The sequence below is a fragment of the Streptomyces sp. NPDC004838 genome (assembly GCF_053600955.1).
Map to the genome: position 1 here is coordinate 83,731 of NZ_JBSGAW010000028.1, position 22,389 is coordinate 106,119.

Sequence of the window (22,389 nt, forward strand, 5' to 3'; positions counted from 1 at the left end):
GCCGGGGCCTGGGGTCGAAGCCGGCCAGGCCCCCCTGCTTCGGCGAACCCGGCCCCGTTCGATCGCGGGAGCCCAGCGCCTGTGGCCGCCGACGGCGCAGCCCCCGAAGCCGCCGACGGTTCGCTCCCCGGCCACCGGAGGACCGCCCCCCTCGCCAGCCCCTGAGCCGTCAATGGTAATGATTTGGCAAAGCGCCGAGGTCCCGGAAATGGACGATGAGAATCCGCTGTTGTGCCCATTCGGAGGGCTGCCAGTGCCCGCAGTTTGCCCTGCCCGGAGCAAGGAGGACCCTCGCGTGAGCCAGTACGTCTCCCGCATCTCCAGTGGCTTCATGGGCCCCCGTCTGCGGTTTCCCGGCGGCCACCGCAAGCCGCGCAGGATCGCCATGCTCAGCGTCCACACCTCCCCCCTCCACCAGCCGGGCACAGGCGACGCGGGCGGGATGAACGTCTACATCGTCGAACTGGCCAAGCGGCTCGCCGTCCTCAACATCGAGGTCGAGATCTTCACCAGGGCGACCGCGGGCGGTCTGCCGCCGCACGTGGAACTCGCGCCCGGAGTCCTCGTACGCCATGTGGACGCGGGCCCCTACGAGGGCCTCGCCAAGGAGGACCTGCCCGGCCAGCTCTGCGCCTTCACCCATGGCGTGATGCAGGCGTGGGCGCGGCAGCGGCCGGGCCACTACGACCTCGTCCACTCCCACTACTGGCTCTCCGGCCATGTCGGCTGGCTCGCCGCCGAGCGCTGGGGCGTACCGCTCGTCCACGCCATGCACACCATGGCCAAGGTCAAGAACGCCGCGCTCGCCGACGGCGACACCCCCGAGCCGTCCTCCCGCGTCATCGGCGAGACCCAGATCGTGAACGCCGCCGACCGGCTCATCGCGAACACCGCCGAGGAAGCGGACGAACTGGTCCGCTTCTACCGCGCCGACCCCGCGAAGGTCGCCGTCGTCCACCCCGGCGTGAACCTCGAACGCTTCCGCCCCGCCGACGGCCGCTATGCCGCCCGTGCCCGGCTCGGAGTCCCGCAGGACGCGTTCGTCCCCCTCTTCGCCGGCCGCATTCAGCCCCTGAAGGCCCCTGACATCCTGCTGCGCGCGGTCGCGCGACTGCTGGAGCGCAATCCGTCCCTCCGCTCCCGGCTGTACGTGCCGGTCGTCGGCGGCCCCAGCGGCAGCGGCCTCGCCAAGCCCGAGGGGCTGCACAAGCTGGCCGCGCGCCTCGGGATCGCGGACGTCGTCCACTTCCACCCGCCGGTCGGCCAGGACCTGCTCGCGGACTGGTTCCGCGCCGCGTCCGCGTTGGTGATGCCCTCGTACAGCGAGTCCTTCGGCCTGGTCGCGATCGAGGCGCAGGCGGCGGGCACCCCGGTGGTGGCGGCGGCCGTCGGCGGCCTCCCGGTCGCGGTACGGGACGGGCTCACCGGCTTCCTCGTCTCCGGTCACGACCCGGCCGACTACGCCGACGCACTGAACCGGCTGGAAGCGGCCCCGGCCCTCGCCGCCCGAATGGGTGTGGCGGCGGCCCGGCACGCCCAGTCCTTCGGCTGGGACACGGCGGCTTCCGCGACGGCGGACGTCTACACGGCCGCCGTGCACGAACACCGGCGGCGGGTACGCTCGCACCATGTCTGAGGTACGCGAGCCCGCGAAGCGCGCCGAGCACGGCGGGACCACCGGGTCCGATGAGATCACCGGGACCCCCGGGACCACCGGGCCTGACGAGACCACCGCGATCACCGCGATCACCGGGATCATCGAGCAGACGCTGACCGACGCCGACCTCACCTGGGAGAGCCCCGCTCCCGGTTCGTACGTCGTCACGCTCCCCGGCACCCGTAAGCTGACCACGACCTGCTCCCTGCGCGTCGGCCAGCACTCCCTCTCGGTCAACGCCTTCGTCATCCGTCACCCGGACGAGAACGACGCGGGGGTGCACCGCTGGCTGCTGGAGCGGAATCTGCGCCTGTACGGGGTGGCGTACGCGATCGACCCCCTCGGCGACATCTATCTGACCGGCAGACTTCCCCTCTCCGTGGTCACTCCGGACGGGCTGGACCGCCTGCTGGGGTCGGTGCTCGAAGCGTCGGACGGCGCTTTCAACATGCTGCTGGAGCTGGGTTTCGCGAGCGCGATCCGCAAGGAGTACGCATGGCGGGTGGCGCGCGGCGAGTCGACGCGCAATCTGGACGCGTTCACGAATCTGACCGGGGGCTGAGGGGCCGTACACCGCCGTCCGCCGGATAGGTCCGTCCGATACGGGCGAGGCGCGAGCACGTGCACGAGACCCCCGCACATGCGCTCAGACGGGTGCCTTGGCCGGAGTCCCTGAAGTCCCTGGTGCCTCTGGAGCCTCACCGCCGGCCTCCACGGCCCCCGGCACGTCCACGGCCCCCGGCACGTCCGCGGGACCGGCCACCTCCGAGGGATCCTCCGCCCCCGCCGGATCCACCCCCGCCGGATTCGCCTCCTCCACCGGCAGATTCCGCATCAGCAGCCAGTACCCGAGCCCCGCCACCGTCCCCAGCAGCGCGCACAGCCCCCACAGCCACTCCGCCCCGTACCTGTCGATCACCCCACCGGCGACCAGTGGCGCGATCAGCGTCGCCACCGACCAGGTCATGGTGTACATGCCCTGGTAGCGACCGCGGCCGTGCACGGGGGAGAGCCGTACCACCAGGCCCGTCTGCGTCGGCGCGTTGACGATCTCGGCCAGCGTCCAGACGACGACGGTCAGCGCGTACATCCCGAGCGACCCGGCGAAAGCGGTCAGGCCGAAGCCGTACCCGACCAGCAGCGAGGAGAGGATCAGCAGCCGACGTGGATCGCGGTGCTCGATGTAGCGGGTGACGGGGATCTGGAGGACCACGATCAGTACGCCGTTGAGCGCCATGACCGTGCCGAACTGGGAGGGGGACAGGCCGTCCTCGCCCATCGCCAGCGGCACTCCGGTGTGGCCCTGCATAAAGATCAGCGAGATCAGGAACGACAGTCCGACGACGCCCATGAACCGTCCGTCGCGCAGCACGGTCACCATGCTGACGTCCGGCTCCGCCTCCCCCGGCACGGCGGCCGACCGCTCCGGGCGCGACTCGGGCAGCTTGATGAAGACGAGGATCGCGCAGGCCATCGTCATCACGGCCTCGCCGAGGAACCCCGCGAGATAGCTGTACTCGGCGATGAAGCCCGCCGCCATCGCGGAGATCGCGAACCCCAGGTTGATCGCCCAGTAGTTGAGCGCGAAGGCCCGCACCCGGTCCTCGGGCCGCACGATGTCCGCCATCATCGCCTGGACGGCCGGGCGGGACGCGCTGGTCGCCATGCCGACCAGACAGGCCACGGCCGCGATCGCCGCCGGGTGCTGGACGAAGCCCAGCAAGGCGACGGAGACGGCCGTCCCCGCCTGTGCGATCAGCAGGGTGGGCCGCCGCCCGAGCCGGTCCGTCAGCACGCCGGCGCCGATGGACGCGATGACGCCGCCGAGCCCGTACAGGGAGACGACGAGTCCGGCGTACGCGGCCGAGTACCCCTTCTCGGACGTCAGATAGAGCACCAGAAAGGTCGCGACGAACCCGCCGAGCCGGTTGACGAGTGTGCTCGTCCACAGCCACCAGAACGCGCGTGGGAGACCCGAGACGCTCTCCCGGACAGCGCGGCGCAGACCGGCCGCGCGCGGCCCGGCTATGGACATGCATCCCCCCGGGGACCTCGGCAGATGATCGGTACAGCGGTACGGGCGGCTTCGCCGACGCCCCGGCGATGTAAGTGGCCCTGATGGAAAACGAACGTTACATAGATCGAGGGGCGGGTGGCCAGCCGATTGACGGCGACCGTCAATCGAGACGGCTGCGAGGCCCTGGGGACCCGTCCACTAGGCTCGTACGCATGGCCGACGCACCGTACAAGCTGATCCTCCTCCGCCACGGCGAGAGCGAGTGGAACGCGAAGAATCTGTTCACCGGCTGGGTGGACGTCAACCTCACCGAGAAGGGCGAGAAGGAGGCGGTCCGCGGCGGTGAGCTGCTCAAGGACGCCGGTCTGCTCCCCGACGTGCTCCACACCTCCCTCCAGCGACGCGCCATCCGCACGGCCCAGCTCGCGCTGGACTCCGCGGACCGCCACTGGATCCCCGTCCACCGCTCCTGGCGGCTGAACGAACGGCACTACGGCGCGCTCCAGGGCAAGGACAAGGCCCAGACGCTCGCCGAGTTCGGCGAGGAGCAGTTCATGCTCTGGCGCCGCTCGTACGACACCCCGCCGCCGGCCCTTGAGGACGGCACGGAGTTCTCCCAGAGCGACGACCCCCGCTACGCCACCATCCCGCCGGAGCTGCGCCCGCGCACCGAGTGCCTGAAGGACGTCGTCGTCCGGATGCTGCCGTACTGGTACGACGGCATCGTCCCGGACCTCCTCGCGGGCCGCACGGTCCTCGTCGCCGCCCACGGCAACTCCCTGCGCGCGCTGGTCAAGCACCTCGACGGAGTCTCCGACGAGGCCATCGCGGGCCTGAACATCCCCACCGGCATCCCGCTCTTCTACGAGCTCGACGCCGACTTCAAGCCGCTCAAGCCGGGCGGCACCTACCTCGACCCCGACGCGGCGGCTGCGGCGATCGAGGCCGTGAAGAACCAGGGCAAGAAGAAGTAGTCACCGACACAGTGGGGCCCGTCCGGTCTTTCCCGGACGGGCCCCACTGTGTATATGCGGCGCCGTGAGACGGCCGAGGCGGGCATGGGACGGCCAAGGCGGACACGGCCCGCCGCGCACGCCCAGCGTGGCGGACCGGCTCAGCCCGCTCCGCCCTGCGCGGTGTCAGCCGCAGCAGCCGCCGCACTGGCACGGGGCGCCCGACTGGCAGCCGCAGCCGCAGCCCGAGCCGCAGCCGCAGGCGCCGAGGACGGGCAGGTGCACCACTTCGACGGGGGCGTCCTGCTGTGTTTCCGGGGTGGGGGAATCGGCCATGGGGTTCCTCCTGATAGGCACGAGGCACACGAGCACGAACGACGTGCGGGACATGCCGCCTCTGGCCATTTCATTCCCGGCGCGGCAGGCGCATCAACAGCGCGTGGAGGCACGGCCGACCCCCAAGGGGAGTGTGCCGACCCCCAGGAGGAGCGTTACGCGCTCTCCACCGGCGTCACGGGCTGGAGCTCGTCCGCGTGCTCGCCCGTCACCAGGTACACCACCCGCTTGGCCACCGACACCGCGTGGTCGGCGAAACGCTCGTAGTAACGGCCGAGCAGCGTCACATCGACCGCCGTCTCGATGCCGTGCTTCCAGCGGTCGTCCATCAGGTGCTGGAACAGCGTCCGGTGCAGCAGATCCATCTCGTCGTCGTCCGTCTCCAACTGGAGCGCCAGATCGACGTCCTTGGTGACGATCACCTCCGCGGCCTTCGCCATCAGCCGCTGCGCCAGCTGGCCCATCTCCAGAATCGTCGCCTGCAGATCCCGCGGCACCGGGGACTGGGGGAAGCGGAGGCGGGCCAGCTTGGCCACATGCTGGGCCAGGTCGCCCGAGCGCTCCAGATCCGCGCTCATCCGCAGCGAGGTCACCACGATCCGCAGATCCGTGGCGACCGGCTGCTGCCGGGCCAGCAGGGCGATCGCCCGTGCCTCCAGATCGTGCTGGAGATCGTCGACCTTCTGGTCTGCGGCGATAACACTTTCGGCCAGTTTCAGATCGGCGTCGAGCATGGCCGTCGTGGCGCGCCCGATCGCCGACCCGACCAGCCGGGCCATCTCGACCAGGCCCTCGCCGATCGAGTCCAGTTCCTCGTGGTACGCGTCCCGCATGGAGTTCCCTCTCTCAGTGACCGGGGTCCGGGGTGGGGCTCTCGGACCTCCACGTTCCCACGTTCTTTCGCCAAGGAGTCGCACCCCTCCTTACCAAGTGAACCGGCACTATCCCCTCGGTGAACTCTGAGCGACGAGTCGCCGGGCCGAACCCGTTGGGCCGATACCACCACCTTGACCACGCATAACCTGGATGCATGGACGTGAACGCGGCGGTCGCCGCAGCGGCAGCGATCGCCGGTCTTCTGACCGGGGTCTTCGCCGTGCTGGCGTTCCGCTGGAGCGAGCGGGAACAGCGCAGGCCAACCCGCTCCTCCCTGCACACGGACGCCGCGCTGCCACCCGGCGTCGACACGGTGCTCTCCGTGCTCCGCTCCTCCGCCGTCGTACTCGACGAGAGCGACTCCGTCGTCAAGGCCAGCTCGGCGGCGTATGCGCTCGGTCTGGTACGTGGCGGAAAACTGACGGTTGAACCCATGCTGCACATGGCTCGGGTCACTCGCCGTGACGGCGAGATCCGGCAGGTCGAGCTGGATCTGCCCCGCCGGGGCTCCGGCCGCGGCGAAGCCCTCGCCGTCTCCGCCCGCGCGGCGCCCCTCGGCTCCCGGCTCGTACTCCTGCTCGTCGAGGACCTCACCGAGGCCCGGCGCATCGAGGCGGTACGGCGCGACTTCGTCGCGAACGTCAGCCATGAGCTGAAGACCCCCGTCGGTGCGCTCTCCCTGCTCTCCGAAGCGGTCATGGACGCCTCCGACGACCCCGAGGCGGTCTCCCGCTTCGCCGGTCGCATGCAGATCGAGGCGACCCGGCTCACCAACCTCGTACAGGAGCTGATCGACCTCTCCCGGGTTCAGAACGATCATCCGCTGGCGTACGCCGAGCCGGTGCGCGTGGACGAACTCGTCGCCGAGGCCATCGACCGCTCCCGGCACCCGGCCTCCACCAAGCAGATCACCATGGCCGCCGGGGGCACCGCCGATCTGCACATCTGGGGCAACCGCGGCCAGCTCGCCGCCGCCCTCGGCAATCTCGTCGAGAACGCCGTCAACTACTCCCCGGCCCGTACGCGCGTCGGCATCTCCGCCCGCCGCGTCCCGGCGTCCGGAGGCGGGGGAACCGGAACCCCCGGCCCGTCCGCCGGCTCCGGGGGACTGATCGAGATCGCCGTCACCGACCAGGGGATAGGCATCTCGGAGAAGGACCGCGAGCGGGTCTTCGAACGGTTCTACCGGGTCGACCCCGCCCGCTCCCGCGCCACCGGAGGCACCGGCCTCGGGCTGGCGATCGTCAAGCACGTGGCCGCCTCGCACGGCGGGGAGGTCACGGTGTGGAGCTCCGAGGGTCAGGGCTCCACTTTCACCCTGCGGCTTCCCGAAGCGGGTGCCGTGCGGGACCGTTCCATCACCGGCCCGGAATCAACCACCGGCCTGCTCATCTCCCCGGATCACGCCGACGAGGCCGAAGACCGGCCCTGTGACACCGACCGGCCCGACCACACCGATCCGCACACCGACATCCCAGCCCCGGAGGTCCTTCCGTGACCCGCGTGCTCGTCGTCGAGGATGAGGAATCATTCAGCGACGCCCTGTCCTACATGCTCCGCAAGGAGGGCTTCGAGGTCGCCGTCGCGGCCACGGGGCCCGAGGGGCTCGACGAGTTCGAGCGCAATGGCGCCGACCTCGTCCTCCTCGATCTGATGCTGCCCGGTCTGCCGGGCACCGAGGTCTGCCGCCAGTTGCGCGGCCGGTCGAACGTCCCGGTCATCATGGTGACCGCCAAGGACAGCGAGATCGACAAGGTCGTCGGCCTGGAGATAGGGGCCGACGACTATGTGACCAAGCCCTTCTCCTCCCGTGAGCTGGTCGCCCGCATACGCGCGGTCCTGCGCAGGCGCGGCGAGCCCGAGGAGATCACCCCCGCGGCCCTGGAGGCCGGCCCCGTCCGTATGGACGTGGACCGCCATGTCGTCACCGTCTCGGGCGGCAAGGTCGACCTCCCCCTCAAGGAGTTCGACCTGCTGGAGATGCTGCTGCGCAACGCGGGCCGCGTGCTCACCCGTATGCAACTCATCGACCGGGTCTGGGGCGCGGACTACGTCGGCGACACCAAGACCCTGGACGTCCACGTCAAGCGACTCCGCGCCAAGATCGAGCCGGACCCGGGCGTGCCCCGCTACCTGGTCACGGTCCGCGGCCTGGGCTACAAGTTCGAGCCCTGAGCGGGCCCGGTGAGGCGCGCCTCCGTTCCGACGCCGACGCCGACGCCGACGCTGACGGCGCCTGCCGCGTGCCTCGTCTTCCGGCGGCCGGATCGGCGGCTGGATTCGCCGTAACCGCTTGAGCGGGCCCGGCCGCGCGGGCCCCTGCGCCACGCCGGCACCTGGTACGAGCGGCGGTCCGTAGGGGCTGTACGCACGAGGGCGCCCCACCGGTCTCCGGTGGGGCGCCCTCGTGCGTACAGAAGCGGGTCAGCCGTTGGCCGATGCCGACGACGAGCCCTCGGGGGCGTCGCTGCCGGGGTCGGCCGACTCGCCCTGCTCACCCGGCTGCCCCGAGGGGGAGCCGGACGGGCTCGTCGACGGGCTCGGAGTCGCGGTGGGCGGCGGCGAGGGGATGCTGCTCGGGCCGAAGCCCACGAAGTCGCGGGTCGCGGGAACGATGAACGACTTGATCTTCACATCGCCCGTGTCGCTCAGCCGGAAGACCACTTCCTGCACACCGCCGAGGTTCCTCGTCAGCGCCTCGCCGTTGTCGATCACCGCGGACGCGTTGCCCTTGCCGCCGATCACGATCGAGCCCTCGGCGGGCACGGTGACCGCGCCCGAGCCGCTCGCCGGGCTCAGCTTCACCGTGCCGGCATTGCCGGGCAGCGTGATCGAGGTGAGCGTCTGATCCGTGCGGGCCGCGTTGAAGATCGTCGCGGAGACTACGGCGGGGCCCTTGGCGCCGGTCGTGGGCTGGGTGATCACATTCGAGTTCTGGATGCTGATCGAGTCGACCGTCACCGCCGCGGTGTCCGGCTTGATGCCGAGGGACTGCGCGTTGTTGCCCGCGCCGCACGCGGTGAGGGCGGTGAACGACAGGGCGACGGCGGTCACGGCGAGGGCGCCGCGCCGAAGGCGAGGGGCGCCCCCGGACGGAGTAAGGGGGAGGCTCACGGCGGCGGCATCTCCTTGCACATACGGATCTGGCTGTTGGGCGGTTCTGCTGTTCTGCTGACGTCCCGAGGGCTCTGCCGAGTCCCGCCGGATTCTGCTGTGAGTGGCGCAATAGCGGCCGGGACCGCGTCAGTTCGCGATACCGGCCGGGACAAGCGTCAGTTCTCATCCACAGATTACAGAGCCCCTGCTGAGGGGTCGCACCCGACCCGCCCTTGGATGGGAGGGCTCTCATCCGGCCTCTGTCACGGAGTCGATCCCGCCCCGGTGCGGGTTTTCCGCCCGGCCGCCCGCGCGCCTCTGTTCCGGCCGCCCTTCCCTCGGCTCCTCGCCGGGCCCGGGCCCGATCACCCCCTGCCCTTGAGGGGCCCGAGAGCGCAGGGTGCACCGATGATGGGCCCGAGAGTGCACCGAGTGCACCGAGAGCACCGTGGGAGTCCCGAGTAGGACTTCGGCTCCTCTCCGGCACTCTCTTCCCCGACCGCCCGCCCGCTTCCCCGCGGAGTTTCGAACACGCCGATTCGCACGCCGTTCACATTCCCCGGTGATCAATTCTCCGGGCCGCCTCGCATTCATTGACGGAATGCTTACGGCGCCCGCCGATGATCAATTCGGATTCATCGGAGCCATCCATCCGTACGGGTGACCGACATCCGAACGGAGTAGGGGAAGTTCACCGCCAAGAACCAGGCAAACCGGGACGTTCGGTCACCTCGGAGCGGGTCTTCCGAGGTGTGACGTGTGCGTTTCTGTGCGTCCGCACAGCCGCTCCGACCTGCGAATACCTCGTTCCGCAAGTCGTCCGCAGCACGTCCGTGGCGCTGTTGTCAAGCCCCGAGATATGCCCTGACCTGCGAAAACGCCATTCAGAAGAAGCCGTATCCGTGTTACTCTGGATAGCCACGGAAGGGGTACCTGTCACATGACGTTCAAGGTTGGCGACACCGTGGTCTATCCCCATCACGGGGCCGCGCTGATCGAGGCCATCGAAACTCGCCAGATCAAAGGCGTGGACAAGACCTACTTGGTGCTCAAGGTCGCTCAGGGCGACCTGACGGTTCGTGTGCCGGCGGACAATGCGGAGTTCGTGGGTGTACGCGACGTGGTCGGTCAGGACGGGCTGGACCGGGTCTTCGAGGTGCTCCGCGCACCGTATGCCGAAGAGCCGACGAACTGGTCCCGTCGCTACAAGGCAAATCTCGAAAAGCTCGCCTCCGGCGATGTCATCAAGGTCGCCGAAGTGGTGCGTGACCTGTGGCGTCGTGAGCGGGAGCGTGGGCTCTCCGCAGGTGAGAAGCGGATGCTCGCCAAGGCTCGCCAGATCCTGGTGAGCGAGCTCGCTCTCGCGGAGAACACCAACGAAGACAAGGCCGAGGCTCTGCTCGACGAGGTCCTCGCGTCCTGACACACGAATGCCGCGGTGCCCGCTGGCACGACAGCTGATCGCCTTTGATCGCCGTCCTGTCGCCGGGCGCTGCGGCATGTCCGGCTCTGGCTTGTTTCCCTCCCCGCCGCAGCCTTCCCGCAGAACCACGTAAAATCACTTTTTCTGTTGTCTTTCTGGCAGCCACAGAAATAACGGACACTCCGAGACGCCCGCGTCAGCCGTGTGCATCATGTACGGACAACAGCGCGTCTGAAGCCTGTGGCGTGCCGGGCCCGGGGCGGCTGGCGCAGACCGATAGTCACGGAAGGGTCCGTCAAGGCGTCGCGCCCGGCACGCTGTGGCCATACCCATGTCGGCCGAGGAAACAAACCTGCCGGAGTGCAACCGATGTCAGACGAATCGCTCACGCCCCGCACCGCAGCGGTGATCCCGGCGGCCGGCCGGGGCGTAAGGCTCGGCCCCGGCGCCCCCAAAGCGCTCCGTACGCTGAACGGCACGCCGATGCTCGTCCATGCCGTACGGGCCATGGCCGCCTCCCGCGCGGTCTCCCTCGTCGTGGTGGTCGCCCCGCCCGATGACGCCCCCGGAGTGAAGTCCCTCCTCGCCGATCTGGTGCTGCCGGACCGGACCGATGTCGTAGTCGTCCCCGGCGGCGAGACCCGCCAGGAGTCCGTACGCCTCGGCCTGGACGCGCTCCCCGACGACATCGCCGTCGTCCTCGTCCACGACGCCGCCCGGCCGCTCGTCCCCGTCGACACCGTCGACTCGGTCATCGAGGCGGTATGGGACGGGGCGCCGGCCGTCGTGCCGGCGCTGCCGCTCGCGGACACCGTCAAGGAGGTCGAGCCGGGCGTCAAGGGCGAACCCGAGCCGGTCCTCTCCACCCCGGAGCGCGCCCGGCTGCGCGCCGTGCAGACCCCGCAGGGCTTCGACCGGGCCACCCTGATCCGCGCCCATGACACGATCGCGGCCGACGGCGAGGGCGCGACCGACTGCGCCGGTATGGTCGAGCGGCTCGGAGAACCCGTCGTCGTCGTACCGGGCCACGAAGAGGCGTTCAAGGTGACCCGACCGCTCGACCTCGTACTCGCCGAGGCCGTACTCGCCCGTAGGAGGGCCAACGATGGTTTCTGAGGCCCCCCGGACCGAATCCCCTCGGAGCGACGCTTTCCGGACCGGCATCCCCCGGATCGGCGTCGGGACCGATGTCCACGCCTTCGAGGCGGGCCGCGAGCTGTGGTGCGCGGGCCTGCTGTGGGACGGCGACGGCGACGGCGACGGGCTCGCCGGGCACTCCGACGGCGATGTCGCCGCGCACGCCGCCTGCGACGCGCTCTTCTCCGCCGCGGGCGTCGGCGACCTCGGCGCGCACTTCGGCACCTCCCGGCCCGAGTGGTCCGGCGCGTCCGGCGTCACCCTCCTCGCCGAGGCCGCGCGGATCGTGCGCGCGGAGGGCTTCGAGATCGGGAATGTCGCGATCCAGGTCATCGGCGTACGCCCGAAGATCGGCAAGCGGCGCGACGAGGCCCAGAAGACCCTGGGCGAGGCGGTCGGAGCGCCCGTCTCCGTATCGGGCACGACGACGGACGGGCTCGGGCTGACGGGCCGCGCCGAGGGCCTCGCGGCGATCGCGACGGCCCTCGTGTTCCCCCGGCACGGCTGAAGGCACGGTCGACCGGCCGCCGCGGCCCGGCCGCCGCGACCCGTCCGGCGCGGTGCGCGGCGACCGTCGCGCGCCCGCGCGAGAAATAATCCGCGGGCGTGGCACGGTTCACCGGGCGGGTGCTCGTAACATCCGAAGACCGACCGTTCACTCACCGTGACCCCAGAAAGGCGACACCATGTCTGTCCCGCTCTCGGACGCGCTCAAGGAAGTCCTCGACACCCCCGTCTTCGTGAACATCGCCACCATCCAGCCCGACGGCAGCCCCCAGGTTTCGCCGGTGTGGGTGAAGCGGGACGGCGACGACCTTCTCGTCTCGACCACGGTCGGCCGCCGCAAGGAGCTGAACCTGCGCCGCGACCCGCGGGTGACGGTCCTCGTACAGCCCTTCGACGCCCCGTACACGTACGCCGAGATCCGCGGCGTGGCCGAACTGACCACCGAGGGCGGCCAGGAGCTCATCGACGAACTGTCGCTGAAGTACTCCGGCAAGAAGTACGCCGAGTTCAACCCGGCTGCCGGAGACGACGCCGAGCGCGTGGTCGTCCGGGTCGTCCCGCGCAAGGTCGTCGGCCGCCTCTGAGCACGCCCGCCTCTGAGCACGCCGCGGGACCCCACCGGACCTCGTCCGCACCCGCGTCCCGCGCCCCAAGGGCCGCGCCCGCCTCTCGTACGGGTGCACAAAATCGCGCCCGCGGCCCGCAAGGGTCGCGGGGCAGTGCCACAGGCCCACTACCCTGGTGCCGTGACCATTCGCCTGTACGACACCAGCGCCCGGCAGATCCGTGACTTCGCCCCCCTCACACCGGGCTGCGTCTCGATCTACCTGTGCGGCGCCACCGTGCAGGCCCCCCCGCACATCGGGCACATCAGGTCGGGGCTCAACTTCGACATCATGCGCCGCTGGTTCGAGTACCGCGGCTACGACGTCACGTTCATCCGCAATGTGACCGACATCGACGACAAGATCATCCACAAGTCGGCGGAGCAGAACCGCCCGTGGTGGTCCATCGGTTACGAGAACGAGCGCGCGTTCAACGACGGTTACGAGGCGCTGGGCTGCCTGCCGCCCAGCTATGAACCGCGCGCCACCGGCCACGTCACCGAGATGATCGAGATGATGCGCGGCCTCATCGAGCGCGGCCACGCCTACGCGGCCGACGGGAACGTCTACTTCGACGTCAGGTCCTTCCCCGGCTATCTCCAGCTCTCCAACCAGGACCTGGACGAGCTGCGCCAGCCGTCCGGCGACGGCGAGACCGGCAAGCGCGACCCCCGCGACTTCGCCATGTGGAAGGCGGCCAAGCCCGGCGAGCCCGACTGGGAGACCCCGTGGGGCCGCGGGCGTCCGGGCTGGCACCTGGAGTGCTCGGCCATGGCGCACAAGTACCTGGGCTCCGAGTTCGACATCCACGGCGGCGGCCTCGACCTCGTCTTCCCGCACCACGAGAACGAGATCGCGCAGGCCAAGGCGTACGGCGACGAGTTCGCCCGCTACTGGGTGCACAACGCCTGGGTCACCCTGAGCGGCGAGAAGATGTCCAAGTCGCTCGGCAACTCCGTCCTCGTCTCGGTGATGGTCAAGCACTGGCGTCCCATCGTCCTCCGCTACTACCTCGGCACGCCCCACTACCGTTCGATGATCGAGTACAGCGACGAGGCCCTGCGCGAGGCCGAGTCCGCGTTCGCGCGCATCGAGGGCTTCATGCAGCGCGTCTGCGAGAAGGCCGGGGGACAGGTCGAGGCGTCGCCCGACGTGCCGCCCGCGTTCGCGGAGGCCATGGACGACGATCTCGGCGTGCCCCAGGCGCTCGCGGTCATCCACACCACGGTCCGCCAGGGCAACTCCGCCCTGGCCGCCGACGACAAGGAAGCCGCCGTCGCCCGCCTCGCCGAGGTGCGTGCGATGCTCGGTGTGCTGGGGCTCGACCCGTACGACCCGCACTGGGCCGGCGGCGCCGACCGGCCCGACGATCTGCACGGCGCCGTCGACACCCTCGTACGGCTGGTGCTCCAGCAGCGCGAGGCGGCCCGCGGCCGCAAGGACTGGGCCACGGCGGACGCGATCCGTGACCAGCTCCAGCAGTCCGGCCTCGTCGTCGAGGACGGCCCGGACGGCCCGCGGTGGGCGATCGGTCCCCGCTGACAGACCAGGTGAGTGTGGCGCCCGACCCCTCGGGCGGCACACTTGTGCACAGACGCGCACCACTTGTGCACTACGCATACGAGGATTCAGGAAGTAGTCATGGCCGGGAACAGCCAGCGCAGAAACCGCCGCACGTCCAACAAGAAGGGCGCGCAGATGGGCAGCGGTGGCCAGCGACGCCGCGGTCTCGAGGGCAAGGGCCCGACCCCGCCCGCGTCCGCTCGTAAGGGACACGTCAAGAACCGCATCGCCAACGCCAAGGCCAAGCAGTCCGCCCGCCGCCCGGTCGCCCGGCGCGGCGGCAAGGGCACGTCCGAGATGGTCGTCGGCCGCAACCCGGTCTTCGAGGCGCTGCGCGACGGAGTGCCCGCCACCACGCTCTACGTCCAGCAGTTCATCGACAACGACGAGCGCGTCCGCGAGGCGATCCAGCTCGCGACCGGCCGCGGCGGCCTCCACATCATGGAGGCCCCGCGCCCCGAGCTGGACCGGATGACGAACGGGCTCAACCACCAGGGGCTCGTCCTCCAGGTCCCGCCGTACGAGTACGCGCACCCCGACGACCTCACGGCGACCGCCCTCGACCACGGCGAGGACCCCCTGATCGTCGCCCTCGACGGTGTGACCGACCCCCGTAACCTGGGCGCGGTCGTCCGGTCCGTCTCCGCGTTCGGCGGCCACGGCGTCGTCGTCCCCGAGCGCCGGGCCGCCGGTATGACGGCGGGCGCGTGGAAGACCTCCGCGGGCACCGCGGCCCGTACGCCGGTGGCGCGCGCGACCAATCTGACCCGCGCGCTGGAGTCGTACCAGAAGGCCGGTCTGGCCGTCGTCGGACTCTCGGCGGACGGGGATCTGGAGGTCGGCGACCTCGAAGCGCTCGACGGTCCGGTCGTCATCGTGGTCGGCAGCGAGGGCAAGGGCCTGTCCCGGCTCGTCGGCGAGACCTGCGACTTCCTCGTACGCATTCCGATGCCGGGCGGCGCGGAGTCGCTGAACGCGGGGGTCGCGGCGGGCGTCGTGCTGTACGAGGCGGCCAGGCGGCGTTCCTGACCGTGGCAGGGCCAGGTGCCTCGCGGCGCTCGGCTGGTGTTCTGCGGCGCCCGGCCTTCGTCCCGGCGCTCTCCGATTGTCGTACGGTCGCTCGTCGGCCTTCGTGCCGTCGCCGGGCGCGGGGTCGCCCCGCTGCCCGGCGCGCCGTGCTTGCACTGATCGGAACAGTGACTTCCGGGCCTCTCACCAGGGCTTGACGGGTCTCGGACAGATAGGGCGCGTCAGGGCAGTGTCCTAACTCGATGTCACTCGGTTAGATGAGTGTGGACACCAGAACGCCCCGGTCCGGGTTCGATGATCAGCCTGCGCTGAGCATGGTCAAGGTGCACTGTGACCCCGCGCAGGTCATCGTGAACCACGCCAGCTTCCGGGTGCGGCTCGCGCCGAGCCCGAGCCCGCGCCCCGTACGAGCCGGGGCGGACACCGCCCGTGTTCCCGCCGCGGGCCGACGGCGCGCGCCCGTCGTCTGGACCGGCAGGTCCGCGCCCGGTGACGCCGGAGCGACCGGACTGCTCCAGGCCGTGCGCAACAACACCGCCCTCGCCACCGCCGAGCGGGAGTACGCCTCCGGCTACGGCGGCGGTTACGACGGCGCCGGTACGACCCAGGTCATCCCGCGTGTCGGGCTCTCCGACGACACCGAGCCGACGCCCGGTGTCACGACCGCGCCACCCGACGGCCATGACCGCCCGCTGCTGCCGCCGATAAGGCAGGCCGTCGGCGCGTACGACACCACGTACGACACCGCCGCGTACGACACCTCCTCGTACGGCCCCGGACACGACACCCTCGCGTCCGGCTCCGGGCACGGCTCCCGGAACAGCGGCTCCGGCCACGGCCCTTCGTACGGACCTTCGTACGGCCCTTCGTACGGACACGAGCCTTATGGGGACGAGCTGGAGGACACCGTCACCACGGCCGGCCGCCCCCAGCGGCACGGCAACGACGCCGTGCGGCACGCCTATTACCCCGGCCGCCGGATGAACCTGGGCGTGGTGCTGCTGCCGCTGCGGGTGTTCCTCGGCTTCATCTCGATCTACGCGGGCATGGGCAAGCTCTGCGACCCCGTCTACTTCGACGGCGGCGAGCGCGGCTCCATGGTGAAGTGGCTCAACTCCCTGAGCCCGTGGGCCCTCGCCGAGCCGCTGCGCGACTTCGCGCTCTCCCACCCGGTGGGCGCGGGCCTCACGGTCGCCTTCCTCCAGGTCGTCGTGGGCGTGCTGACCGTCCTCGGTCTGTGGCAGCGGGTCGCCGCGAGCATCGGCGCGCTGCTGTCGGCCGCGCTGATCGTCACGGTGAGCTGGCGGACGGTTCCCGCGTACGACGCGCCCGACATCATCTATCTGGCCGCCTGGTCACCGCTGATCATCGCGGGCGCTCCCGTCTACTCCGTCGACGGGCGCCTCGCGAGCGAGGCATGGCGCAAGCTCGGTCCGCGTTCGCAGCTCTGGCAGCTGCGGCAGCGGGTCCTGCGGCGCGGCGCCCTGGTCGCCACGGTCGTGGTCGGGATGACGCTGCTTCTCGGCTCGGTGCTCGGCGGGGCCGTACGCTCATCGGACATGGTCACCGTGCCCGGCCCGAACCAGGACCCGACCAACCACCTCCCCGGCTCGGCGCTGACACAGGACCGGCCGACCGGCGGCCGTACCTCCTCCGGCCCGAGCGGCGCCGAAGACCGGCCCACACCGTCCGCGAGCCGCACCGACACCCCCGAGAAGAAGAAGTCCACGCCGTCGGCGGGCACGGTCCGCGAGAGCGGCCGGATCGGCGACAGTCCGCGCGAGAGTCAGACGCGGGGCACGAACGGCGGCAGCACTCCGGACCGTTCCACCCCCGCGGGCCGGCCGTCCAGCAGCTCGGGCCCGTCGTCCAGCGGCGGCACCGGCGGCAGCGGCGCCGGCCCCTCGAACGCGAACAGCACGGGGACCGGCACCGGCAGCGGGGGCAGCGGCGGCTCCGACCAGGGCAACGGCACGAGCGGCGCGCGGGTGATCGGCGGCCTGCTGGGCTGACGCGGCCGACGCGGCCGAACGGAAGGGGCGGTCACAGCGGTGACCGCCCCTTTTCGTGTGCACGTTTTCGTATGCGCGCTCGGGGCGTTCCGCCCTGACCGCGCGTCCCGTTCCCGTACGGCCGCCTCGTTTCCGTAAGGCGACGACGCTAACCGGCCTGTGCGGCAAGCTCCTTCGCGGCCTCCGTCAGGTCCTTCGCGGTGTCGATGGCGCGCCAGTACGCGCCCTGCGGCAGCGGGAAGCCCGCCAGGCGGCGCTCACGCGCGAGACCGGGGAACGTGGTGCGCTCATGGTCGCCCTGGTCCGGCAGCAGGTCGCTGAAGGCCGCGGAGAAGACGTACACCCCGGCGTTGATGAGATACGGCGACGGCGGGGACTCGATGAAGTCCGTGATGTGGCCGAAGGCGTCCGTCTCGACGGCGCCCCAGGGAATCCGGGGCCGGGCCAGTGCGAGGGTGGCGGTGGCGGCGCGCTCGGTGTGGAAAGCGGCCATGTCGCGCAGCGAGAACCGGGTCCAGATGTCGCCGTTGGTGGCGTACCAGGGCTGGTCCGGGTGGGGCAGCCGGGCGGCGGCGTACTTGAGGCCCCCGCCCCGGCCGAGCGGCTCCGTCTCGACGACGGTGGTGATGCTCAGCGGCAGATCGGCGGTCTTCAGCCATGTCTGGAGGACTTCGGCGAGATGGCCGCAGGAGACGACGACATCGGTCACGCCCTCCGAGGCCAGCCAGGAAAGCTGATGGCCGATGATCGGGGTCCCGGTTCCCGGGATCTCGACCATCGGCTTCGGGCGGTCGTCGGTGTAGGGGCGCAGCCTCGACCCCTGGCCGCCGGCCAGGACCACGGCCTGCGTCGGATACGTGGGCGTTTGCATACCGTGAACGATATGCGGCACGGGGGCGGGCGGCGGAGAGCCGTCCAGGGGGTCCGCGTCAGCTCCCCTGGGCCCGCTGGGCGACCCCGGAGGCGAAGGAGGTGTCGCAGACGGGCTTGGAGTACGTCTGCGCGCGGGTGGGCCCGAGACGGTCGACGGCGGCGCGGCCGATGGCGCGGGCGATCGACATGCAGTGCTCCGCGAGCGACGGCCGCGCCTCCACCTCGCGCTGGAGGCTGGTGAGCACGGTGCCCGGGTCCTTCTCCTGGAGTTCGGCGACGAGCCGGTCGCGCAGGACGTCCTGCGGGGCGCGTGAGGCGGCGCGTACGGAGACGTTCTGGGACGAGGCGGAGAGCAGCTGCGACTCGGAGGTCTGTCCTGCCCACGGGACCGCGGTGACCGCGAGGGTTCCGGAGAGCACCAGGACGACGGGCAGAACGAGGGCGAGAGAGCGGCCGATTCGGCGGGCTGAGTGGGTCACGCGAGCGAGCGTAGCGGTCGGTGATGATTTGGAGACATTTAGTCACCCCGTCGGGGGATGGTTCTAAAAACCCTTTCGAATCGGGTGTTGACGAGGGGTGGCGAAATGCCGGATGTGTTGGGTTGTCCATCGACTTGTGCCGACCCGGCGCGGGGGTGGTGGTGAACGGGGTTCGGCGGTGACATGGGGGCGGCCGTGAACGGGGGCGGCGGTGAACGGGGGCGGCGGTGAACGGGGGCGGCGGTGAACGGGGGCGGCGGTGCGCGAGGGTGCCGGTGGCACGGGGTTCGGCGGTGCCACCGGGTTCTGCGTCGCGTGCGTGGGCCGGACGCGCAGTGGCCCCGCGATGTCGCTCGCGGGGCCACTTCTGTCGCGTACCGCTGCCGTACCGCCGTGACGTAGGGGCCGTGTCGAGGCGCGTGGCGTCCTGCGGCCCTGCTCTTCGTCGGTGTCGCGCGGCTCCGCGGCGGTGTGGGTCAGTCGGTGAGGCGCTCGCCCGTCGAGGTCGAGAACACGTGGATCTCACCCGGGCGCGGCACGACGTGCAGTTCGGCGCCCTTCTCCGGCACGGACCGGCCGCCGACCCGGACGACCAGGTCCTTGGCCTCGCCGCCGACGTGAGCGGTTCCGTACACGAAGCCGTCGGAGCCGAGCTCCTCCACCACGTTCACGGAGACGGCGAGCCCGGCGGGCGCGTCCTGGGTGTCCTTGCTCAGGGACTTGGCGACCGCGCCGCCCAGTTCGACTACGTCGAAGTGCTCGGGGCGGACGCCGACGGTGACGGTGGTGTCGCCCCGGTTGGCGGCGGCGGCCAGGGCGTCACGGGAGACCGGGACGACGCTGTTGCCGAACTTCACACCGCCGTCGGTGATCGGGACCTCCACGAGGTTCATCGCGGGGGAGCCGATGAAGCCGGCGACGAAGAGGTTCGCGGGCTGGTCGTACATGTTGCGCGGTGTGTCGACCTGCTGGAGCAGCCCATCCTTGAGCACGGCCACCCGGTCGCCCATGGTCAGGGCCTCGGTCTGGTCGTGGGTGACGTACACCGTGGTGATGCCGAGGCGGCGCTGGAGGGAGGCGATCTGCGTACGGGTGGAGACACGCAGCTTGGCATCCAGGTTCGACAGCGGCTCGTCCATCAGGAACACCTGCGGCTCCCGCACGATGGCCCGCCCCATCGCCACGCGCTGCCGCTGACCGCCGGAGAGTGCCTTGGGCTTGCGCCCCAGGTACTCGGTGAGGTCGAGGATCTTCGCGGCTTCCTCGACCTTTGCGCGGATCTCGCTCTTGTTGACCCCGGCGATCTTGAGCGCGAAGCCCATGTTGTCGGCGACGGTCATGTGCGGGTACAGCGCGTAGTTCTGGAACACCATCGCGATGTCCCGGTCCTTGGGCGGCAGATGGGTGACGTCGCGGTCGCCGATGCGGATGGCTCCGCCGTTGACGTCCTCAAGCCCCGCGAGCATGCGGAGCGAGGTGGACTTCCCGCATCCGGAGGGTCCGACGAGTACGAGGAACTCGCCGTCCTCGATGGCGATCTCCAGCTGGTCGACAGCGGGCTTGGTGGCGCCCGGATAGAGGCGCGTCGCCTTGTCGAACGTGACTGTGGCCATGGTGATGTGTCCCTTCACCGGCAGGAACGTGCCGGACGATCCGAGTAAAGGAGTGGTGTAGTCCACCTGAGTGAACCGTGGGTGACGTTACCTGGCGTTTTCGCTTCTGTCAGTATCCGGACGGGAACGAAAAATCTGGGCGGGGGCGGGGTGGGGGGTTGGTTACACTGCTACGGCTGCCTCCTTAGCTCAGCTGGCCAGAGCAACGCACTTGTAATGCGTAGGTCGTCGGTTCGAATCCGACAGGGGGCTCTAGCTTCTCCGCTGGTCACAGGCCAGTTGATCAGTGTCCGCCCGGGGGTGCTCGGGCGGGCGGTACGCATTTTGTACACACCACTTCGATCACTCTTCCTTGGTGAGTAGCGCACTCAGCTTGGCGAGTGCGGTCGATCGGCCGATGTCGAGCGCGTCCGCGACCTCATCGAGACGATCCGGGAACAGGTGGCCGTAGACGTCGAGGGTCATGGCCGCGGACTTGTGCCCAAGCATGAGCTGTACGACCTTCACGTCCGCGCCGGCCGCGATGGCGAGCGAGGCGGCCGTGTGCCGGAGCTTGTGCGGAGTGATGCCCAGCTCCGCCAGACCGGCCGCCTTGACCGCCTTGTCGAAGTACCGGGTCCGGAAGTTCGCGTACCGCAGCGGTCCGCCCTCGGGCGCGGTGAACACCAGTGCATCCGGCTTCCTGCCGGTCGTCAGCTCCCGCAGATCCTCCGCGAACGACCGGGGGAGCGGCACGGAGCGCTTCTCGTGGTTCTTCACCGGACCGAGGGCGAGCACCCCCTTGACGTCCGTGTAGTTCTGGACGATCCGGATGCGGCGGGTGTCGACGCTCAGTCGGCCGGCCTTGATGGCGGACGCCTCAGCCCAGCGGATGCCGCAGTACCCGAGGACGAGCACCAGGCGCCGGTAGTCCCCCGCCGCATCGGCGAGGCGCTCCAGCTGCTCGTGCGTGAGATACACGTGCTCGTCATCGTCCGTCGACCGGGGCAGATCATGACCGCGCGCGGGACTGGCCGCTATCCGGTTGGACTGCACCGCCCGCTTCATGACCATCGAGAACACCCGGTACGTCTTGGTGATCCGCGCCGGTCCGAGGGGCTTCCCGCGCTTCCCCGGCTTCACCACGAGGTCATCGACCCAGTCCGAGACGTCCTGCCACTGGATCGCCCCGACCGGCCAGTCACCCCATCGCGGGATGACGTAGTTGTCGAGCAGCTCCCGGTAGTCGTGCCGGGTGGTCCGGCCCTGCTTCCGCAGCGACTTGAACCACTCCTCGGCGACCACCTTGAACGCGGCCTTGGCCGACTGCGGATCGCGGTACGAGCCCTTGTCGAACCGCGCGGTGATCGCGTCCTTCTCCGCCTCGGCCTGGGGAAGCTTCTGGAACGTCGCGGCCTTGCCCTTGTTGTCCGGGCCGTACCAGCGCACCCGCCAACGGCCCGGGGGCTGGCGCTTGCTGCCCTTCCGCTTCGCTTCCTGCCACTTCTCCATCGCGGCCTGATAGTCCGCGTGAGTGGCCCGGTCCTCGATCCAGACGCGCGCCATCAGTCGTCTTCCTTCGGTTTCGGGCGTACGAGGATCGAGCCGTCTTCCTGCTGCTCCGCGTCGTAGCCAGCCGCTTCGAGCAGGGGTCCCATCGGGACGGACCGGGTGAACGGTCCAGGCTCGCCACCCTCGCGCTCGTACTGCTCTGCGATCAGGTCTTGGACCTTCGCACGGTCCTCGTCTTCCCACTCGACGAGCCAGTGCGGGCGGCCGTAGAGGCGGTACTCCATCGTCGCCTGATAGAGCCTCCTGCCCGAGGAAATGCCGCTCTCACCCTCCTGCCTGGTCGGCAGTTTGAGGGGGCCGCCGCCCTCCATCCAGTGCCATGCGCTGGATGCCGAAACCGGGGTACTGCCGGTGATCTCGACCTGAGCGTCCGGCTCCACGTCTACGGGGAGCAGAAGCGCGGAAGGGCTGACTCCGAGCGCCACGGCCAAGGCCACGAGGTCATCAGAGTTCACCATCCGCTCGCCTTTCTCCATCCGTGTGATTCCGGATGCCGGAATCGGGCGACCGGCGCGCTCAAGGGCTGCTGAGAGCTGCCGAGTCGTGAGTTCCTGCCGCCTGCGCAGGCGGGCGATATTGCGGGCAACGGTCATTCCGGTGGGGCCCGCAGCGATCGCGCGGCGACCCTTCTGCTCTGTCATGGGGATCAGCGTACGCAACAA

At 70.3% G+C, this 22,389-nt stretch carries 21 protein-coding genes and 1 tRNA gene; 13 read left to right on the plus strand and 9 right to left on the minus strand.

Annotation, left to right across the window (positions count from 1 at the left end):
- Positions 1 to 295: 295 nt before the first annotated feature.
- Both mshA and ACWEFL_RS27915 read left to right on the plus strand, forming a co-directional pair.
- Positions 296 to 1,636 carry a D-inositol-3-phosphate glycosyltransferase gene (gene mshA, locus ACWEFL_RS27910; RefSeq protein ID WP_451717484.1) on the plus strand — a complete coding sequence of 447 codons (1,341 nt, stop codon included), beginning with the start codon at positions 296 to 298 and terminating at the stop codon, positions 1,634 to 1,636.
- On the plus strand, positions 1,629 to 2,219 hold the full coding sequence (locus ACWEFL_RS27915; RefSeq protein WP_451717486.1) for a YbjN domain-containing protein: 591 nt from the start codon (positions 1,629 to 1,631) through the stop codon (positions 2,217 to 2,219). Before mshA ends, ACWEFL_RS27915 begins: the two co-directional genes overlap by 8 nt.
- An 84-nt stretch (positions 2,220 to 2,303) precedes the next feature.
- Here ACWEFL_RS27915 and ACWEFL_RS27920 read toward each other — a convergent pair whose 3' ends face one another.
- Positions 2,304 to 3,692 (minus strand): MDR family MFS transporter, encoded by a 1,389-nt coding sequence (locus ACWEFL_RS27920; RefSeq protein ID WP_451717487.1) that lies wholly within the window; start codon positions 3,690 to 3,692, stop codon positions 2,304 to 2,306.
- Between the two features lie 194 nt (positions 3,693 to 3,886).
- Between ACWEFL_RS27920 and ACWEFL_RS27925 the strand changes: the two genes are divergently transcribed.
- Complete coding sequence (locus ACWEFL_RS27925; protein ID WP_451717489.1) at positions 3,887 to 4,648, plus strand: phosphoglyceromutase; 762 nt, start codon at positions 3,887 to 3,889, stop codon at positions 4,646 to 4,648.
- A 165-nt stretch (positions 4,649 to 4,813) separates the two neighbouring features.
- Here the strand turns inward: ACWEFL_RS27925 and ACWEFL_RS27930 are convergent, their stop codons facing one another.
- Together ACWEFL_RS27930 and phoU are read right to left on the minus strand one after the other, a co-directional pair.
- Entirely contained in the window at positions 4,814 to 4,963 is a 150-nt protein-coding gene (locus ACWEFL_RS27930) for a hypothetical protein (protein ID WP_451717491.1), read from the minus strand.
- A gap of 155 nt (positions 4,964 to 5,118) precedes the next feature.
- Positions 5,119 to 5,796: a phosphate signaling complex protein PhoU gene (phoU, locus tag ACWEFL_RS27935; RefSeq protein WP_451717493.1), complete on the minus strand. Its 678-nt coding sequence runs from the start codon at positions 5,794 to 5,796 to the stop codon at positions 5,119 to 5,121.
- Between the two features lie 197 nt (positions 5,797 to 5,993).
- Here phoU and ACWEFL_RS27940 point away from each other — a divergent pair, with 197 nt between their 5' ends.
- On the plus strand, positions 5,994 to 7,337 hold the full coding sequence (locus ACWEFL_RS27940) for a sensor histidine kinase (RefSeq protein ID WP_451717494.1): 1,344 nt from the start codon (positions 5,994 to 5,996) through the stop codon (positions 7,335 to 7,337).
- On the plus strand, positions 7,334 to 8,014 hold the full coding sequence (locus tag ACWEFL_RS27945) for a response regulator (RefSeq protein ID WP_451717496.1): 681 nt from the start codon (positions 7,334 to 7,336) through the stop codon (positions 8,012 to 8,014). The genes ACWEFL_RS27940 and ACWEFL_RS27945 overlap by 4 nt, the downstream gene beginning before the upstream one ends.
- Before the next feature lie 249 nt (positions 8,015 to 8,263).
- On the opposite strand, the gene ACWEFL_RS27950 is transcribed toward ACWEFL_RS27945, so the two are convergent.
- A complete protein-coding gene (locus ACWEFL_RS27950) occupies positions 8,264 to 8,953 on the minus strand; it encodes a DUF461 domain-containing protein (RefSeq protein ID WP_451717498.1) in 690 nt (229 codons plus the stop codon).
- Positions 8,954 to 9,875: 922 nt separating this feature from the next.
- Between ACWEFL_RS27950 and ACWEFL_RS27955 the strand changes: the two genes are divergently transcribed.
- The 7 genes from ACWEFL_RS27955 (at position 9,876) to ACWEFL_RS27985 (ending at position 17,211) form a co-directional block, all read left to right on the plus strand.
- Complete coding sequence (locus tag ACWEFL_RS27955; protein ID WP_003953493.1) at positions 9,876 to 10,358, plus strand: CarD family transcriptional regulator; 483 nt, start codon at positions 9,876 to 9,878, stop codon at positions 10,356 to 10,358.
- A 369-nt stretch (positions 10,359 to 10,727) separates the two neighbouring features.
- Positions 10,728 to 11,474, plus strand: a complete 747-nt coding sequence (gene ispD, locus ACWEFL_RS27960; RefSeq protein ID WP_451717500.1) for a 2-C-methyl-D-erythritol 4-phosphate cytidylyltransferase — start codon at positions 10,728 to 10,730, stop codon at positions 11,472 to 11,474.
- A complete protein-coding gene (gene ispF / locus ACWEFL_RS27965) occupies positions 11,464 to 12,003 on the plus strand; it encodes a 2-C-methyl-D-erythritol 2,4-cyclodiphosphate synthase (protein WP_451717502.1) in 540 nt (179 codons plus the stop codon). Before ispD ends, ispF begins: the two co-directional genes overlap by 11 nt.
- 178 nt (positions 12,004 to 12,181) lie before the next feature.
- A complete protein-coding gene (locus ACWEFL_RS27970) occupies positions 12,182 to 12,586 on the plus strand; it encodes a PPOX class F420-dependent oxidoreductase (protein WP_451717504.1) in 405 nt (134 codons plus the stop codon).
- A 162-nt stretch (positions 12,587 to 12,748) separates the two neighbouring features.
- Positions 12,749 to 14,149 carry a cysteine--tRNA ligase gene (cysS, locus tag ACWEFL_RS27975; RefSeq protein ID WP_451717506.1) on the plus strand — a complete coding sequence of 467 codons (1,401 nt, stop codon included), beginning with the start codon at positions 12,749 to 12,751 and terminating at the stop codon, positions 14,147 to 14,149.
- Between the two features lie 99 nt (positions 14,150 to 14,248).
- Positions 14,249 to 15,199, plus strand: a complete 951-nt coding sequence (gene rlmB / locus ACWEFL_RS27980; protein ID WP_451717507.1) for a 23S rRNA (guanosine(2251)-2'-O)-methyltransferase RlmB — start codon at positions 14,249 to 14,251, stop codon at positions 15,197 to 15,199.
- Positions 15,200 to 15,456: 257 nt separating this feature from the next.
- Positions 15,457 to 17,211 carry a DoxX family membrane protein gene (locus ACWEFL_RS27985; protein WP_451717509.1) on the plus strand — a complete coding sequence of 585 codons (1,755 nt, stop codon included), beginning with the start codon at positions 15,457 to 15,459 and terminating at the stop codon, positions 17,209 to 17,211.
- Positions 17,212 to 17,359: 148 nt separating this feature from the next.
- On the opposite strand, the gene ACWEFL_RS27990 is transcribed toward ACWEFL_RS27985, so the two are convergent.
- The 3 genes from ACWEFL_RS27990 to ACWEFL_RS28000 form a co-directional block, all read right to left on the minus strand.
- Positions 17,360 to 18,082, minus strand: a complete 723-nt coding sequence (locus ACWEFL_RS27990) for a nucleotidyltransferase family protein (protein ID WP_451717511.1) — start codon at positions 18,080 to 18,082, stop codon at positions 17,360 to 17,362.
- Between the two features lie 58 nt (positions 18,083 to 18,140).
- A complete protein-coding gene (locus ACWEFL_RS27995; RefSeq protein ID WP_451717512.1) occupies positions 18,141 to 18,563 on the minus strand; it encodes a hypothetical protein in 423 nt (140 codons plus the stop codon).
- A gap of 476 nt (positions 18,564 to 19,039) precedes the next feature.
- Positions 19,040 to 20,176 carry an ABC transporter ATP-binding protein gene (locus tag ACWEFL_RS28000; RefSeq protein ID WP_451717514.1) on the minus strand — a complete coding sequence of 379 codons (1,137 nt, stop codon included), beginning with the start codon at positions 20,174 to 20,176 and terminating at the stop codon, positions 19,040 to 19,042.
- A 178-nt stretch (positions 20,177 to 20,354) separates the two neighbouring features.
- On the opposite strand from ACWEFL_RS28000, the gene ACWEFL_RS28005 reads away from it, so the two are divergent.
- Positions 20,355 to 20,428: transfer RNA gene (locus ACWEFL_RS28005), tRNA-Thr, on the plus strand.
- A 90-nt stretch (positions 20,429 to 20,518) separates the two neighbouring features.
- On the opposite strand, the gene ACWEFL_RS28010 is transcribed toward ACWEFL_RS28005, so the two are convergent.
- Together ACWEFL_RS28010 and ACWEFL_RS28015 are read right to left on the minus strand one after the other, a co-directional pair.
- Entirely contained in the window at positions 20,519 to 21,721 is a 1,203-nt protein-coding gene (locus ACWEFL_RS28010) for a tyrosine-type recombinase/integrase (protein WP_451717516.1), read from the minus strand.
- A complete protein-coding gene (locus ACWEFL_RS28015; protein ID WP_451717517.1) occupies positions 21,721 to 22,368 on the minus strand; it encodes a helix-turn-helix domain-containing protein in 648 nt (215 codons plus the stop codon). Before ACWEFL_RS28015 ends, ACWEFL_RS28010 begins: the two co-directional genes overlap by 1 nt.
- Positions 22,369 to 22,389: the final 21 nt, after the last annotated feature.

What these genes read in the sequence shown, in the direction of transcription:
- rlmB (WP_451717507.1), top strand. Translation starts at nt 14,249, where the DNA reads ATGGCCGGGAACAGCCAGCGCAGAAACCGCCGCACGTCCAACAAGAAG.
- ACWEFL_RS27920 (WP_451717487.1), bottom strand. Translation starts at nt 3,692, where the DNA reads ATGTCCATAGCCGGGCCGCGCGCGGCCGGTCTGCGCCGCGCTGTCCGG.
- ACWEFL_RS28015 (WP_451717517.1), bottom strand. Translation starts at nt 22,368, where the DNA reads ATGACAGAGCAGAAGGGTCGCCGCGCGATCGCTGCGGGCCCCACCGGA.
- phoU (WP_451717493.1), bottom strand. Translation starts at nt 5,796, where the DNA reads ATGCGGGACGCGTACCACGAGGAACTGGACTCGATCGGCGAGGGCCTG.
- ACWEFL_RS28010 (WP_451717516.1), bottom strand. Translation starts at nt 21,721, where the DNA reads ATGGCGCGCGTCTGGATCGAGGACCGGGCCACTCACGCGGACTATCAG.
- ACWEFL_RS27970 (WP_451717504.1), top strand. Translation starts at nt 12,182, where the DNA reads ATGTCTGTCCCGCTCTCGGACGCGCTCAAGGAAGTCCTCGACACCCCC.
- ACWEFL_RS27990 (WP_451717511.1), bottom strand. Translation starts at nt 18,082, where the DNA reads ATGCAAACGCCCACGTATCCGACGCAGGCCGTGGTCCTGGCCGGCGGC.
- ACWEFL_RS27915 (WP_451717486.1), top strand. Translation starts at nt 1,629, where the DNA reads ATGTCTGAGGTACGCGAGCCCGCGAAGCGCGCCGAGCACGGCGGGACC.
- ACWEFL_RS28000 (WP_451717514.1), bottom strand. Translation starts at nt 20,176, where the DNA reads ATGGCCACAGTCACGTTCGACAAGGCGACGCGCCTCTATCCGGGCGCC.
- ACWEFL_RS27925 (WP_451717489.1), top strand. Translation starts at nt 3,887, where the DNA reads ATGGCCGACGCACCGTACAAGCTGATCCTCCTCCGCCACGGCGAGAGC.
- ACWEFL_RS27940 (WP_451717494.1), top strand. Translation starts at nt 5,994, where the DNA reads ATGGACGTGAACGCGGCGGTCGCCGCAGCGGCAGCGATCGCCGGTCTT.
- ACWEFL_RS27955 (WP_003953493.1), top strand. Translation starts at nt 9,876, where the DNA reads ATGACGTTCAAGGTTGGCGACACCGTGGTCTATCCCCATCACGGGGCC.
- ACWEFL_RS27985 (WP_451717509.1), top strand. Translation starts at nt 15,457, where the DNA reads ATGAGTGTGGACACCAGAACGCCCCGGTCCGGGTTCGATGATCAGCCT.
- ispF (WP_451717502.1), top strand. Translation starts at nt 11,464, where the DNA reads ATGGTTTCTGAGGCCCCCCGGACCGAATCCCCTCGGAGCGACGCTTTC.
- ACWEFL_RS27930 (WP_451717491.1), bottom strand. Translation starts at nt 4,963, where the DNA reads ATGGCCGATTCCCCCACCCCGGAAACACAGCAGGACGCCCCCGTCGAA.
- ispD (WP_451717500.1), top strand. Translation starts at nt 10,728, where the DNA reads ATGTCAGACGAATCGCTCACGCCCCGCACCGCAGCGGTGATCCCGGCG.